General features: G+C 74.6%; 13 protein-coding genes. 6 read left to right on the top strand and 7 right to left on the bottom strand.

Annotation, left to right across the window (positions count from 1 at the left end):
* Positions 1 to 5: 5 nt before the first annotated feature.
* The 3 genes from ACZ5DC_RS18245 to ACZ5DC_RS18235 are packed head-to-tail and all read right to left on the bottom strand — an operon-like array spanning position 6 to position 3,543.
* On the bottom strand, positions 6 to 803 hold the full coding sequence (locus ACZ5DC_RS18245; protein ID WP_468653844.1) for a 3-oxoacyl-ACP reductase: 798 nt from the start codon (positions 801 to 803) through the stop codon (positions 6 to 8).
* Entirely contained in the window at positions 800 to 2,173 is a 1,374-nt protein-coding gene (locus ACZ5DC_RS18240) for an aldehyde dehydrogenase family protein (protein WP_468653842.1), read from the bottom strand. Before ACZ5DC_RS18240 ends, ACZ5DC_RS18245 begins: the two co-directional genes overlap by 4 nt.
* A gap of 11 nt (positions 2,174 to 2,184) precedes the next feature.
* The gene (locus tag ACZ5DC_RS18235; protein ID WP_468653840.1) at positions 2,185 to 3,543 is read right to left on the bottom strand and encodes a glutamine synthetase family protein; all 1,359 of its coding nucleotides are present in this window, start codon (positions 3,541 to 3,543) and stop codon (positions 2,185 to 2,187) included.
* Between the two features lie 96 nt (positions 3,544 to 3,639).
* Here ACZ5DC_RS18235 and ACZ5DC_RS18230 point away from each other — a divergent pair, with 96 nt between their 5' ends.
* A complete protein-coding gene (locus ACZ5DC_RS18230; RefSeq protein ID WP_468653838.1) occupies positions 3,640 to 4,377 on the top strand; it encodes a FadR/GntR family transcriptional regulator in 738 nt (245 codons plus the stop codon).
* 64 nt (positions 4,378 to 4,441) lie between these two features.
* Entirely contained in the window at positions 4,442 to 5,128 is a 687-nt protein-coding gene (locus ACZ5DC_RS18225) for a gamma-glutamyl-gamma-aminobutyrate hydrolase family protein (protein ID WP_468653836.1), read from the top strand.
* 87 nt (positions 5,129 to 5,215) lie between these two features.
* Here the strand turns inward: ACZ5DC_RS18225 and ACZ5DC_RS18220 are convergent, their stop codons facing one another.
* Positions 5,216 to 6,133, bottom strand: a complete 918-nt coding sequence (locus tag ACZ5DC_RS18220; RefSeq protein ID WP_468653834.1) for a LysR family transcriptional regulator — start codon at positions 6,131 to 6,133, stop codon at positions 5,216 to 5,218.
* 70 nt (positions 6,134 to 6,203) lie between these two features.
* On the opposite strand from ACZ5DC_RS18220, the gene ACZ5DC_RS18215 reads away from it, so the two are divergent.
* Positions 6,204 to 7,361, top strand: a complete 1,158-nt coding sequence (locus ACZ5DC_RS18215; protein WP_468653832.1) for a TDT family transporter — start codon at positions 6,204 to 6,206, stop codon at positions 7,359 to 7,361.
* Here ACZ5DC_RS18215 and ACZ5DC_RS18210 read toward each other — a convergent pair.
* On the bottom strand, positions 7,273 to 7,953 hold the full coding sequence (locus ACZ5DC_RS18210; protein WP_468653830.1) for a helical backbone metal receptor: 681 nt from the start codon (positions 7,951 to 7,953) through the stop codon (positions 7,273 to 7,275). The genes ACZ5DC_RS18215 and ACZ5DC_RS18210 overlap by 89 nt on opposite strands.
* A gap of 124 nt (positions 7,954 to 8,077) precedes the next feature.
* Positions 8,078 to 8,650, bottom strand: a complete 573-nt coding sequence (locus tag ACZ5DC_RS18205) for a helix-turn-helix domain-containing protein (RefSeq protein ID WP_468653828.1) — start codon at positions 8,648 to 8,650, stop codon at positions 8,078 to 8,080.
* Positions 8,651 to 9,047: 397 nt separating this feature from the next.
* Between ACZ5DC_RS18205 and ACZ5DC_RS18200 the strand changes: the two genes are divergently transcribed.
* A complete protein-coding gene (locus ACZ5DC_RS18200) occupies positions 9,048 to 9,968 on the top strand; it encodes a 5'-3' exonuclease (protein ID WP_468653826.1) in 921 nt (306 codons plus the stop codon).
* A 111-nt stretch (positions 9,969 to 10,079) separates the two neighbouring features.
* The gene (locus ACZ5DC_RS18195) at positions 10,080 to 10,928 is read left to right on the top strand and encodes a siderophore-interacting protein (protein WP_468653824.1); all 849 of its coding nucleotides are present in this window, start codon (positions 10,080 to 10,082) and stop codon (positions 10,926 to 10,928) included.
* A gap of 137 nt (positions 10,929 to 11,065) precedes the next feature.
* On the opposite strand, the gene ACZ5DC_RS18190 is transcribed toward ACZ5DC_RS18195, so the two are convergent.
* On the bottom strand, positions 11,066 to 11,647 hold the full coding sequence (locus ACZ5DC_RS18190) for a GNAT family N-acetyltransferase (protein WP_468653822.1): 582 nt from the start codon (positions 11,645 to 11,647) through the stop codon (positions 11,066 to 11,068).
* An 87-nt stretch (positions 11,648 to 11,734) separates the two neighbouring features.
* Here ACZ5DC_RS18190 and ACZ5DC_RS18185 point away from each other — a divergent pair, with 87 nt between their 5' ends.
* The gene (locus ACZ5DC_RS18185) at positions 11,735 to 12,673 is read left to right on the top strand and encodes a pseudouridine synthase (RefSeq protein ID WP_468653820.1); all 939 of its coding nucleotides are present in this window, start codon (positions 11,735 to 11,737) and stop codon (positions 12,671 to 12,673) included.
* The last annotated feature ends 62 nt before the right edge of the window (positions 12,674 to 12,735 follow it).

Here is a 12,735-nt window from a genome sequence, read left to right as displayed (position 1 = left end):
CCGTCCTACAGGGGCGTGACGTACGCGCCGGCGATCCCTCCGTCGACCAGGAAGTCGGTGGCGTTGACGAAGGAGGAGTCGTCGCTGGCCAGGAAGGCGACGGCGGCGGCGATCTCCTCGGCCTCGGCGAACCGGCCGAGCGGGATGTGGACGAGCCGGCGCGCGGCCCGCTCCGGGTCCTTGGCGAACAGCTCCTGGAGCAGCGGGGTGTTGACCGGGCCGGGGCACAGCGCGTTGACCCGGATGCCCTCCCGGGCGAACTGCACGCCCAGTTCGCGGGACATGGCGAGGACGCCGCCCTTGGAGGCCGTGTAGGAGATCTGGGACGTGGCCGCGCCCATCCGCGCCACGAAGGACGCGGTGTTGATGATGGAGCCCCTGCCCTGGCGGCGCATGTAGGGCAGGGCGGCCTTGCAGCACAGGTAGACGGAGGTCAGGTTGACCTCCTGGACCCGCTTCCAGGCGTCCAGCCCGGTCTCCAGGATGGAGTCGTCGTCGGGCGGGGAGATGCCGGCGTTGTTGAAGGCGACGTCGACGCTGCCGTAGGTGTCGTACGCGGCCTTGAACAGCGCCTCGACCTGCTCGGGGTCGGTGACGTCGGTCTTCACGAAGAGCCCGCCGACCTCGTCGGCGGCGGCCTTGCCACGCGTCTCGTCGACGTCCGCGCAGACGACGTGGGCGCCCTCGGAGGCGAGGCGTCGGGCGCTGGCGAGTCCGATGCCGCTGCCGGCTCCGGTGACGACGGCGGTACGGCCGGCCAGGCGGCGGCAGACAGGGGTGTCGCTCACGCTGTTGTCGGTCACGGTGCGGGGACCTCCGTGCTGAGGAAGACGTTCTTGGTCTGGGTGAAGGCGGTCAGGGCGTCGGGGCCGAGTTCCCGGCCGAGACCGGACTGCTTGTAGCCGCCGAACGGGGTCCAGTAGCGGACGCTGGAGTGGGAGTTGACGGACAGGTTGCCCGCGCGGACGGCCTGGGACACGCGCAGGGCGCGGCCCACGTCCCGGGTCCAGATGGAGCCGGACAGGCCGTAGGGGGTGTCGTTGGCGAGGCGGATCGCGTCCTGCTCGTCGGTGAAGGGCAGCAGGACGGCGACCGGGCCGAAGATCTCCTCGCGGGCCGCCGGGCTGTCGTGCCGCTCGCCGGTGAGCACGGTCGGCGGGAACCAGAAGCCGGGGCCGTCGGGGGCCTTGCCGCGCAGGGCCGGGGCGTCGTCGGGGACGTAGGACCGTACGCGCTCGAGCTGCCGGCCGGAGATGAGCGGGCCCATCTGGGTCCTCTCGTCGGCCGGGTCGCCCACGACCACGGCGGCCAGCGCGTCGGCGAGGAGGGCGCGGGCCTCGTCCAGCACCGTCTCCTGGACCAGGACGCGGGTGCGGGCGCAGCAGTCCTGGCCGGCGTTGTCCAGGAAGGAGAAGGGGTCGAGGGCGGCCTCGAGGTCGGCGTCGGCGAAGACGACGTTGGGGCTCTTGCCGCCGAGTTCGAGGGTGACCGGCTTGACCAGGCGGGCGCAGCGCTCCATGATCTCGCGGCCGGTGCGGGTGGAGCCGGTGAACACGATCTTGACGACGTCCGGGTGGTCGACCAGGGCGCGTCCGGCGGTGTCGCCGTGGCCGGGCAGCACCTGGAAGAGGTGCTCGGGCAGGCCCGCCTCCAGCGCCAGTCCGGCGAGGCGGAGCGCGGTGAGCGGGGTGGTCTCGGCGGGCTTGAGGAGGACCGCGTTCCCGGCCGCGAGCGCCGGGAAGGAGCCCCAGGCGGCGATCGGCATGGGGAAGTTCCAGGGGGCGATGACGCCGATGACGCCCAGCGGCTCCTGGAAGGTGACGTCCCAGCCGCCGGGGACCGGGATCTGCTTGCCGGTGAGGCGCTCGGCGCCGCCGGCGGCGTACAGGAGCAGGTCGCGGGCGTTGCCGGCCTCCCAGCGGGCGTTCGCGACGGTGTGGCCGGCCTCGCGGACCTCCAGCTGGGCGAGTTCCTCGGTGTGGGCGTCGACCACGTCGGCGAAGCGGCGCAGCAGCCGGGCCCGGTCGGCGGGGGCGAGGGCGGCCCAGCGGGTCTGGGCGCGGGCGGCGCGTACGACGGCGGTGTCCACGTCCCCGGCGGTGGCGGCGGGGACGGTGGCGACGGTCTCCTCGGTGGCGGGGTCGAGGACGGTCAGCTCGTTCGGGTCGGGCACGGGGTGACCTTTCACAGGCGTTCGAAGGAGCGGCGCAGCTCCCAGTCGGTGACCGCGGCGTCGAAGGCCTCCTGCTCGACGCGCGCCATGTTGCGGTAGTGGGCGACGACCTCGTCGCCGAACGCCGCCGCCGCGATCGGGCTGTTCTCCCACAGCTCGGCGGCCTCGCGCAGGGTGGTCGGCACCCGCGCGTAGCCGGCGGTGTAGGCGTTGCCGGGGCAGGGCTCGGGCAGCTCCAGCTTGTGCTCGATGCCGTACAGGCCCGCCGCGACGAGCCCCGCGACGGCGAGGTGGGGGTTCACGTCGCCGCCGGGGAGGCGGTTCTCGAAGCGCAGGGAGCGGCCGTGGCCGACGACGCGCAGGGCGCAGGTGCGGTTGTCGTGGCCCCAGGCGACGGCGGTGGGGGCGAAGGAGCCCGGCTGGAACCGCTTGTAGGAGTTGATGTTGGGGGCGTACAGCAGGGAGAAGTCGCGCAGCGCGGCGAGCTGTCCGGCGAGGAAGTGCCGCATCACCTCGGACATGCCGTCGGGTCCGGCCATGGCGTTGGTGCCGTCGGCGTCGGCGAGCGAGAGGTGGATGTGGCAGGAGTTGCCCTCGCGCTCGTTGTACTTGGCCATGAAGGTGATCGAGACACCTTCCTGGGCGGCGATCTCCTTGGCGCCGGTCTTGTACAGGGCGTGCTGGTCGCAGGTGCGCAGGGCCTCGTCGTAGCGGAAGACGATCTCGTGCTGGCCGGGATTGCACTCGCCCTTGGCGGACTCGACGGTGAGGCCGGCGCCGGTCATGTCGTTGCGCAGCCGGCGCAGCAGGGGTTCGATGCGGCCGGTGCCGAGGACGGAGTAGTCGATGTTGTACTGGTTGGCCGGGGTCAGGCCCCGGTAGTTCGCGTCCCAGGCCTGCTCGTAGCTGTTCTTGAAGACGATGAACTCCAGCTCGGTGCCGACCTGGGCGGTGTAGCCGTGCTCGGCGAGACGCCGGAGCTGGCGGCGCAGGATCTGGCGGGGGGCGGCGGCGACCGGGGAGCCGTCGTTCCAGGCGAGGTCGGCGATGAGGAGCGCGGTGCCGGGGTGCCAGGGGACGCGGCGCAGGGTGGACGGGTCGGAGTGCAGGGCGAAGTCGCCGTAGCCGCGTTCCCAGGAGGACATCGCGTAGCCGTCGACGGTGTTCATCTCGGTGTCCACGGCGAGCAGGTAGTTGCAGCCCTCGGTGCCGTGGTGCAGGACCTCGTCGAGGAAGAAGCGGGCGGCGAACCGCTTGCCCTGGAGGCGTCCCTGCATGTCGGGGAAGGCCAGGACGACCGTGTCGATCTCGCCGCTCGCGACCAGGGCGTGCAGTTCCTCGACGCTGAGCGGGGGTGTGCGGTCTGCCACGGGGAAGCCTCCTTCGGCGCCATCGCGCTTCTTCGGCCGGGCCGGGAGCCATAAGGTATTGCCGCGAACCATTGCTTGGGAAGGGGGTGCGCCCGGATGTCGCGGGAGACGGATGTGCGAGGGGTGGCCGACCGGCTCGCCCCGGTGCTGCGGCCGGTGCGGGCGGGCAACGGCTTCGAGGAGACGCTGGAGCAGATCCTCCAGGTGGTGCGGCTCGGGCTGGTGCCGGCGGGCGGGCGGCTGCCGGCCGAGCGGGAGCTGGCGGAACGGCTCGGGGTCAGCCGGGTGACGCTGCGCGAGGTGCTGAAGGTGCTCCAGGACCAGGGGCTGGTGGAGGCGCGGCGCGGGCGGTACGGCGGAACGTTCGTACTGCCCCGGCCGGACGGCGGCGGCGAGGACGGGCTGCGGCGCCGGATCGCCGAGGTCGACATCGAGGACGTGCTGCGCTTCCGTGAGGTGCTGGAGGTGGGCGCGGCCGGGCTGTGCGCGGCGCACGGCCTGGCGCCGGACCGGGCGCGGCGGCTGCGGGAGGCGCTGGACCGCACGCACGAGGCCCCGCTGACGGACTACCGCCGGGCGGACACGCTGCTGCACCTGACGCTGGCCGAGCTGTGCGGTTCGCCGTCGCTGACCGCGCAGTACGCGGCGGTGCGGGCCACGGTCAACGACCTGCTGGACCGCATCCCGCTGCTGGTGCGCAACCTGGAGCACTCCCAGCGCCAGCACACCGCGCTGGTGGAGGCGGTGCTGGACGGGGACGCGGACGGGGCGCGGGAGATCGCGCGCGAGCACTGCGCGGGTACGGCGGCGCTGCTGCGGGGTTTCCTGGCGTGAGTCCGCCGTTCAAGGGCATTCCGGAAAGGTTCTCCACTGAACCTTTGAAAGCGAGGAGGGCAGCATGGCCGTACGGCCGCTGATCGGTGTGAGCACGTACCTGGAGTCCGGCGTGCGCTGGGGGGTGTGGGAGCTGGACGCGGTGCTGCTGCCGGCCGGCTATCCCCGGCTGGTGCAGCGGGCCGGCGGGCTGGCCGCGCTGCTGCCGCCGGACGCGCCGGAGCACGCCGGGGCGGCGGTGGCCCGGCTCGACGGGCTGGTCGTCGCGGGCGGCCCGGACGTCGACCCGGCCCGGTACGGCGCCGGGCGTTCGCCGCGCACGGGTCCGCCCGCACCGGAGCGCGACGCCTGGGAGCTGGCGCTGATCGACGCGGCGCTGTCGGCGGGCGTGCCGCTGCTCGGGGTGTGCCGGGGCATGCAGCTGCTGAACGTGGCGCTCGGCGGCACCCTCGTCCAGCACCTGGACGGGCACGCCGAGGTGGTCGGCGCGTTCGGTGAGCACCCGGTGAAGCCGGTGCCGGGGACGTTGTACGCCGGCATCGTGCCGGAGGAGGTGACGGTGCCGACGTATCACCACCAGGCGGTGGAACGGCTCGGCGAGGGGCTGGTCCCGTCGGCCTACGCGGCGGACGGCACGGTGGAGGCCGTGGAGCTGCCGGCGGAGCGGGGGTGGACGCTGGGGGTGCAGTGGCATCCGGAGATGGGCGAGGACCCGCGGGTGATGGCGGCGCTGGTCGCTGCCGCGGGCTGAGCGCCGCTGTGGGTGCGGCCCTCCGTCCGGTGCTCTGCGTCGTGGCCGGTCGGGCAGTTCCCGCACCCCTTCTACGCTCCCCCTGCTTCAGTTCCGGGTCAGGGACAGCAGTTCCCGGGCCGGGCCCGTGGGGCGGTGGCCGGTCGGCCACACCGCTCTCAGGTCGCGGCGGAGGGAGACGCCCTCGACCGGGATGCTGACCAGGCGCCGCGTCCCCAGCTCCTCCCCCACCGCGAGTTCGCTGAGGACGGAGGGGCCCGCCCCGCTGACGGCGGACGCCTTCACCGCCGTCGTGGAGGACAGCTCGATCAGCGGGCGGGCCAGCCCGCCGAGGGCCGCGTCCAGGACCTGACGGGTGCCGGAGCCCCGTTCCCTGAGGATGAGCGGGGTCGCGGCCAGTTCCGCCGCCGTCAGGGGCCGTCGGCGGCGGGCCCACGGGTGGGCGGGCGCGGTGACGACGATCAGCCGGTCGCGGGCGATGACCGTGGAGTCCAGGCCCGTGGGCACGCTCAGCCCCTCCACGAAGCCCAGGTCCGCCTCGCCGGCCAGCAGGAGTTCCGCGACCTTCGCCGAGTTCCCGGCGAGCAGCGAGACCGCCGTGTCGGGCCGCTCGGCGTGCAGCGCGAGGAGCCAGCCGGGCAGCAGGTACTCGGCGATGGTCATGCTCGCCGCGACCCGGAGCCGTGAGTCCCGCCGGTCCCGCAGCGCCCGCGCGCCCGCGTCGAAGGCCGCCGCCGCCTCCACGACCCGCCGGGCCCAGTCCGTGACCAGGGCGCCGGCGTCGGTGAGCCGGGAGCCGCGCGGCGAGCGGTCGACCAGGGCCACGCCCAGCTGCCGCTCCATGGAACGGATGCGGCTGCTGGCGGCCGGCTGGGTGATGCCGACCTCGCGCGCCGCCGCGCCCAGACTGCCCAGCCGCGCCACCGCGAGCAGCAGCTCCAGCGCGGCGAGGTCCGGCACCCGGTGCGCCAGCGATCGCGTGTGCCGCCCCTTCTCCTCGGTCATAAGACCAGCTTATGTCCTCATAGACCCGTGACTCCTGGTCCCGGGGGCCGGTCGGCGGGATCTTGGACGCATGGTCACCGCAGCCCAGCCTCTGCCCCTCCCCCGCACCGCCCGGTTCCGTCACCTGGGCCCGAACTGGTACGCCTCCGTGATGGGCACCGCGATCGTCGGCACGGCCGGGGCCGCGCTGCCCGGCCCGGCGCACGCGGCACGCGCCGTCTTCGCGGCCGTCTGGGCGCTGTCCCTGCTCCTGCTGACGGCCCTGCTGACCGCCCGTGCCCTGCACTGGAGGCACCACCGCGACCAGGCCCGCGCCCATCTCCTCGACCCGGCCGTCGCCCCCTTCTACGGCTGCCTGGCCATGGCGCTGCTCGCGGTGGGCACCGGCGCCCTGACGGCCGGCCGGGAGCTGATCGGCACGCGTACGGCCGTGGCGCTGGACGCCGTGCTGTTCACCGCCGGTACGGCGGCCGGGCTCGGGGCCGCCGTGGCGGTGCCGTACCTGATGGCCGTACGGCACCGGGTCGATGCCGGCCAGGCCTCCCCGGTGTGGCTGCTGCCGCTGGTGGCGCCCATGGTGTCGGCCTCGGCCGGTCCGCTCCTGGTGCCGCGTCTGCCGCCGGGACAGGCCCGGGCCACCCTGCTGTGGGCCTGCCTCGCGCTGTTCGGGCTGAGCCTGCTGGCCGTGCTGCTGACGCTGCCGCTGGTCTTCGCCCGGCTGATCACCACCGGGCCGCTGCCGCTCGCGCTGACCCCGGCCCTGTTCCTGGTCCTCGGCCCGCTCGGGCAGTCCACCACCGCCGTCGGGCTGATCGCGGACGCCGCTCCGGGCGTCGTCGCGGCGCCCTACGACCGCGGCCTCGCCGTCTTCGCGGTGCTGTACGGGGTCCCCGTCATGGGGTTCGCGCTGCTGTGGCTGGCACTCGCCACCGCGCACCTGGTGCGGGCCGGGCGGCGGGGCATGGGCTTCACGCTGACCTGGTGGGCCTTTACCTTCCCGGTGGGGACCTGTGTCACCGGGGCCGCCACGCTGGCCCGGCACACCGGTCTCGCGGTGTACGACGCCCTGGCGGCCGGTCTGTACGGCGTCCTGGTGGCGTTCTGGCTCGCGGCGGCCCGCGGCACCGTGCGCGGCCTGCTCAGCGGCGAGCTGCTCCCAGCGCCCGGGCCAGCACCCGCGGCGCCTCCGTCAGGGACGGGCCGTACCAGGTCAGGTGCCGTCCGCTGACCAGGGCGCAGGGCAGCCCCGGGAAGGCCTCGGGGCCGTCGTCGGCGGTGAAGCGGTACGGCTCGTCGGGCAGGACCACCAGGTCGGGCCGCCGGGCGCGCAGCTCGTCCAGGGGGACGCGGGGATAGCGCTCGGGGTGGTGGGCGTACAGGTGGTCCACGCCGAGACGGGCGAGGACGTCACCGGCGAAGGTGTCCCGCCCGAGGACCATCCAGGGGCGCCGCCAGACCGGTACGACCGCCGTCACGCGCCGGGCCGGTCCGGGCAGGGCCGTCCAGGTCCGCTCCGCCTCGTCCAGCCAGCCGGGCCGGCCCGCCGCGCCGCACGCGGTGAGCACCCGGTCCAGCTCGGCGACGGCCTGCGGCACGCTCCGCACCTCGGTGACCAGCACGTCCAGACCGGCCGCGCGGAGGGCGTCGAGGTCGGGCGCGCGGTTCTCCTCCTCGTTGGCGAGCACCAGGTCCGGGCCGAGTCCGATGATCCCGTCCACGTCCGGGTTCTTCGTACCGCCGATCCGGACGACGTCCAGCCCCCGCGGACGGCTGCACCAGGCGGTGGCCCCGACGAGGGTTCCGGGGAGCGTCCTCGCCACCGCCTCCGTCAGCGAGGGGACGAGGGAGACGACACGCGGCCGGAAGGGGCGCGACGAACCGCGCGACGGGCCGGGGCGGACCCGGGGGCTCCGGCGGTCGGGCACCGCTGGGTCCGGCGGGCGCTCAGCGTGCCCGATCCTGCACCGCCTCGATGTGCTCCGCCACGGCCACCACGATCACCCTCGTGTCCGGCACGGTCGCCCGCCACCGGTGCCGCACCCCGCCCGTCAGATACAGCGTGTCGCCGCGTCCGAGCCGGTACGCGCGCCCCTCGGCCTCGATCTCCACCGCCCCGTCGGCGACGTACATCAGCTCGTCGTTGCGGTGCTGGAACTCGCGGCCCGCGTCGTGGTCGCCGGTGAACTCGGACGCGTGCAGCTGGTGGTGGCCGCGCACGAGGGAGCGGGTACGGGGGGCGAAGTCGCCCTCGGCGACGGCCTCGGCGCGGACGACGTCCACGCTGGCGGCCGGGTCGGCGGCGGCGAGGAGTTCGACGGCCGTGGTCCGCAGCGCGTCGGCCAGCTTCTCCAGGGAGGTGCGGCTCGGGCGGGCCCGGTCGTTCTCGACCTGGCTGAGGAAGGGCACCGACAGGCCGCTGCGCTCGGCCACGACGGCGAGGGTCAGTTCCAGCGCACGACGGCGCCGCCGGACGGCCGCGCCCACCCGCACGGGCTGCTGCTCTTTGTGGTCGCCCATCGCTCCGGCTCCCTCCCTCGCTCGTCGTGCCGCTTGCCGGGTGCCCGCTGTGGGGCACACCTCTTCCGATGACTTCTCTGCACCCTACGCATGTTCGGCAAACCGTTTCACGTGCCTGTCACATCCCCGACACTTCCAGGCCTCCGAAACCTCACGGTTCGCGCCGGCACCCGGGGGCCGGGGAGCACTCCGGGACGCGGTCGCCCCGGCGGCTGAACCTGCCGTCGAGCTGGGCCGGGTGTCCGGGCACGGGCCAGGGGTCCGCACGCGGGGTGATTGGCCTGAACCTGTCCGTGGGCCGCCGCGTCCCCGGCCGCCGCGGCGCACGGCGCCCGCCCGTGCCGCACGCGTTCCGGGAGCGCGGGCCGCTGTCGGTGCCGTGCGGCATGATGCGTCCGTGACCGGACGACTCATGCTTCTCGACACCGCCTCGCTGTACTTCCGCGCCTACTTCGGCGTCCCGGACTCCGTGAAGGCGCCGGACGGCACGCCCGTCAACGCGGTGCGCGGGCTGCTGGACTTCATCGACCGGCTGGTCAAGGACCACCGCCCGGAGCACCTGGTGGCCTGCATGGACGCCGACTGGCGCCCGCAGTGGCGGGTGGACCTCATCCCCAGCTACAAGGCGCACCGGGTCGCCGAGGAGCACGAGGGCGCGCCGGACGAGGAGGAGGTGCCGGACACCCTCGCCCCGCAGGTGCCGGTGATCGAGGACGTGCTGGACGCGATCGGCATCGCCCGTGTCGGGGTCGCGGGGTACGAGGCCGACGATGTGATCGGCACGTTCACCGCCCGGGCCGGGGGCCCGGTGGACATCGTCACCGGCGACCGCGACCTGTACCAGCTCGTGGACGACGAGCGCCGGGTCCGGGTGCTGTACCCGGTGAAGGGCGTCGGCACGCTCCAGCTGACCGACGAGGCGGCGCTGCGCGCGAAGTATGGCGTCGACGGGCGGGGGTACGCGGATCTGGCGCTGCTGCGCGGCGATCCGAGCGACGGACTGCCGGGCGTGGCCGGCATCGGCGAGAAGACGGCCGCGAAGCTGCTCGCCGAGTTCGGCGACCTCGCCGGGATCATGGCGGCGGTCGACGACCCGCGGGCGAAGCTCACGCCGTCGCAGCGCAAGCGGCTCACCGAGGCCCGGCCGTACCTCGCGGTCGCGCCGAAGGTGGTGCGGGTCGCCGACGACGTGCCGCTGCCGGACGTCCGCACGGCCCTGCCGCGCGCCCCGCACGACCCGGCGGAACTGGAGGCACTGACGCACCGGTGGGGCCTCGGCGGCTCCTTGCAGCGGCTGCTGCACACGCTCGCGGAGTGAGCCCGGCCCATGTTCCGGCAAAAGGATCCCATCGAACACTCATCACAGAGGTGTCGAATCGGCGCGAGGTGCTAACTTAGGTAAACCTAACCAACCTTGCAGGAGGCCGTGATGGCAGAGCGTCCGGGACGAAAGCCGCGCAAGCTCCATACCGCCCAGGTGGTGAGCAGCGAGCGGCTGACCCCGCACATGCAGCGCGTGGTGCTCGGTGGCGAGGGTCTGGCCGGATTCGCCGCGGACACCTGCACCGACCACTATGTGAAGCTGCTGTTCGGCGCCGCCGGAGTCGTCTACCCGGAGCCCTTCGACCTGGAGCGGATCCGCACCGAGTTCCCGCGCGAGCAGTGGCCGGTGACCCGGACCTACACCGTGCGCGCCTGGGACCCCGGACAGCGCGAGCTGACCCTGGACTTCGTGGTCCACGGCGACGAGGGCCTGGCCGGCCCCTGGGCGCTGCGCGCACGCCCCGGCGACACCGTGCGCTTCATGGGCCCCGGCGGCGCGTACGCGCCCGACCCGGAGGCCGACTGGCACCTGCTCGCCGGGGACGAGAGCGCGCTGCCCGCCATCGCCCGCGCCCTGGAGACGCTGCCCGCGGGCGCCCGAGCGCACGCGTTCGTCGAGGTCTCCGGGCCCGAGGAGGAGCAGAAGATCGACACCGAGGTGCCGGTCGTCTGGCTGCACCGCGGGGACCGGCCGGTCGGCGAGGCCCTGCTGGAGGCCGTGCGCGGGCTGGAGTTCCCGGAGGGCCGGCCGCACGCCTTCGTGCACGGCGAGGCGGGATTCGTGAAGGAGCTGCGCCGGCTGCTGCGGGTCGAGCGCCAGATCCCGCGCGAGGACCTGTCGATCTCCGGTTACTGGCGGCTCGGCCACAACGAGGACGGCTGGCAGGCCTCCAAGCGGGAGTGGAACGCCCGGATCGAGGCGGAGCAGGAGCACGGCCCGGCGGCGGCTGCCTGAGCGGACGGAAAGGGGCGGCGGCATCCGGGAAGGGTGCCGCCGCTTGCGTACGCCGGACGCCGCGGCCTTCGTACGCCGGACGCCGCCGCTTCCGTACGCCGGTCTCCCCTCCCCCGCTCCCGCGCGGTCCCGCCGGGTCAGTCGCCCCGTACCCGCGCGTGCAGGTGCATGTCGTGCCAGCCGTCCTGGTGGAGGTAGGCGCTGCGCTTGGTGCCCTCCAGGGCGAAACCGGCCTTGCCGGCGACCCGGCAGGAAGCGGGGTTGGCGATCGCGTGCATGAGCTCCAGGCGGTGGAAGCCGACCCCGTCGAAGGCCCAGCGGGTCAGGGCGGTCGCGGCACGCAGGGCGACGCCCCGGCCTCGCGCCCCCGCCACCGTCCAGTACGCGATCTCGGCGACGCCGTCGCTCAGCACGATCCGGCGCAGCGCCACCCGGCCCAGCAGCTCGTCCGTGCCCTCGTCCACGACGGCCCACTGCGCCTCGCGCTCGTCCGCCCACCCCTGTCGCCACTGCGCGATCCAGCCGGCGGCCTCGTCCGCGGAGTCGCAGGACCGGCCGTGCCAGTGGCGCAGCACCGGGTCCTCGAAGGCGGCGTGCACGGCGGGCGCGTCCTCGGCCCGCCACGGGCGCAGGAGCGTGCCGCCGTCGGCGGGGAGCGCGGGCTGCGGGGTACGGGCGAGGACGCCGGGGGTCAGGACGGGGCTGGTGAGGAACGGCATGACCCCCATCCTGCCGAGCACGGGACCGGCGGACCGCCTCTTCGCGACGGCCGGCGGGGTGAACGTGCCCCCGTACCCTTGACCCCGATGAGACGCCGTACCCCGCCGCCGCCCGCCCCGCTCCCCCAGCGCGAGGGCGTGGACCCCGTCCGCGTCCGGCTGCCCGTGGACGGGGCGTGGGCCACCGTGCGGGAGCATCTGGTGGAGCGGCTGACGGGGGCCCCGGACGGGGTGGTGGAGTCGATGTTCGCCGCCGGGCTGGTGGTCGGGGCCGACGGGCGGGCCGTGGCGCCGGACGCCCCGTACCGGCCGGGGATGTTCGTCTGGTTCCACCGAGAGCTGCCCGCCGAGGTGCCGGTGCCGTTCCCGGTGGAGGTGGTGTACCGGGACGAGCACATCGTGGTGGCCGACAAGCCGCACTTCCTGGCCACCACCCCGCGTGGTGCGCACGTCGCCCAGACCGCGCTGGCCCGGCTCCGGCGTCAGCTCGGCATCCCGACGCTGACGGCCGCGCACCGGCTGGACCGGCTCACCGCCGGGCTGGTGCTGTTCACCGTGCGGCCGCAGGAGCGGGGTGCGTACCAGTCGCTCTTCCGGGACCGGCGGGTGCGCAAGGAGTACGAGGCCGTGGCGCCGTACGATCCCGCGCTCGTGCTGCCCCGGACCGTGCGCAGCAGGATCGTGAAGGAGCGCGGGGTGCCGGCCGCGCGGGAGGTGCCGGGCGAGCCGAACGCGCAGACCCTGGTGGAGCTGGCCGGGCACCGGGCCGGGCTCGGCCGCTACCGGCTCGTGCCGGCCACCGGGCAGACCCACCAGCTCCGGGTGCACCTGACCGCGCTGGGCGTGCCCATCCTCGGCGACCCGCTGTACCCCGAGGTGACCGCCCCGGTACCGCCCGGCGACTTCCGCCGCCCCCTGCAACTGCTCGCGCGCGGCCTGGAGTTCACCGACCCGGTCACCGGTGCGGAACACGCGTTCACCAGCGCCCGCACCCTGGACGCGTGGACGTCGCCCGAGGCGTGGTAGGCCGGGACGCAGGGCCGCTCTTCCGGATCACGCCGGGCGCGGCCGGCACCCGCTCCCCCGGA

This window comes from Streptomyces sp. NPDC031445 (assembly GCF_055581365.1).
This window is presented reverse-complemented; position numbering and strand designations above follow the sequence as displayed.

Coding starts and splice junctions, on each gene's coding strand:
- ACZ5DC_RS18195 (WP_468653824.1), top strand. CDS start 10,080: ATGGCAGAGCGTCCGGGACGAAAGCCGCGCAAGCTCCATACCGCCCAG.
- ACZ5DC_RS18190 (WP_468653822.1), bottom strand. CDS start 11,647: ATGCCGTTCCTCACCAGCCCCGTCCTGACCCCCGGCGTCCTCGCCCGT.
- ACZ5DC_RS18220 (WP_468653834.1), bottom strand. CDS start 6,133: ATGACCGAGGAGAAGGGGCGGCACACGCGATCGCTGGCGCACCGGGTG.
- ACZ5DC_RS18215 (WP_468653832.1), top strand. CDS start 6,204: ATGGTCACCGCAGCCCAGCCTCTGCCCCTCCCCCGCACCGCCCGGTTC.
- ACZ5DC_RS18225 (WP_468653836.1), top strand. CDS start 4,442: ATGGCCGTACGGCCGCTGATCGGTGTGAGCACGTACCTGGAGTCCGGC.
- ACZ5DC_RS18185 (WP_468653820.1), top strand. CDS start 11,735: ATGAGACGCCGTACCCCGCCGCCGCCCGCCCCGCTCCCCCAGCGCGAG.
- ACZ5DC_RS18230 (WP_468653838.1), top strand. CDS start 3,640: ATGTCGCGGGAGACGGATGTGCGAGGGGTGGCCGACCGGCTCGCCCCG.
- ACZ5DC_RS18205 (WP_468653828.1), bottom strand. CDS start 8,650: ATGGGCGACCACAAAGAGCAGCAGCCCGTGCGGGTGGGCGCGGCCGTC.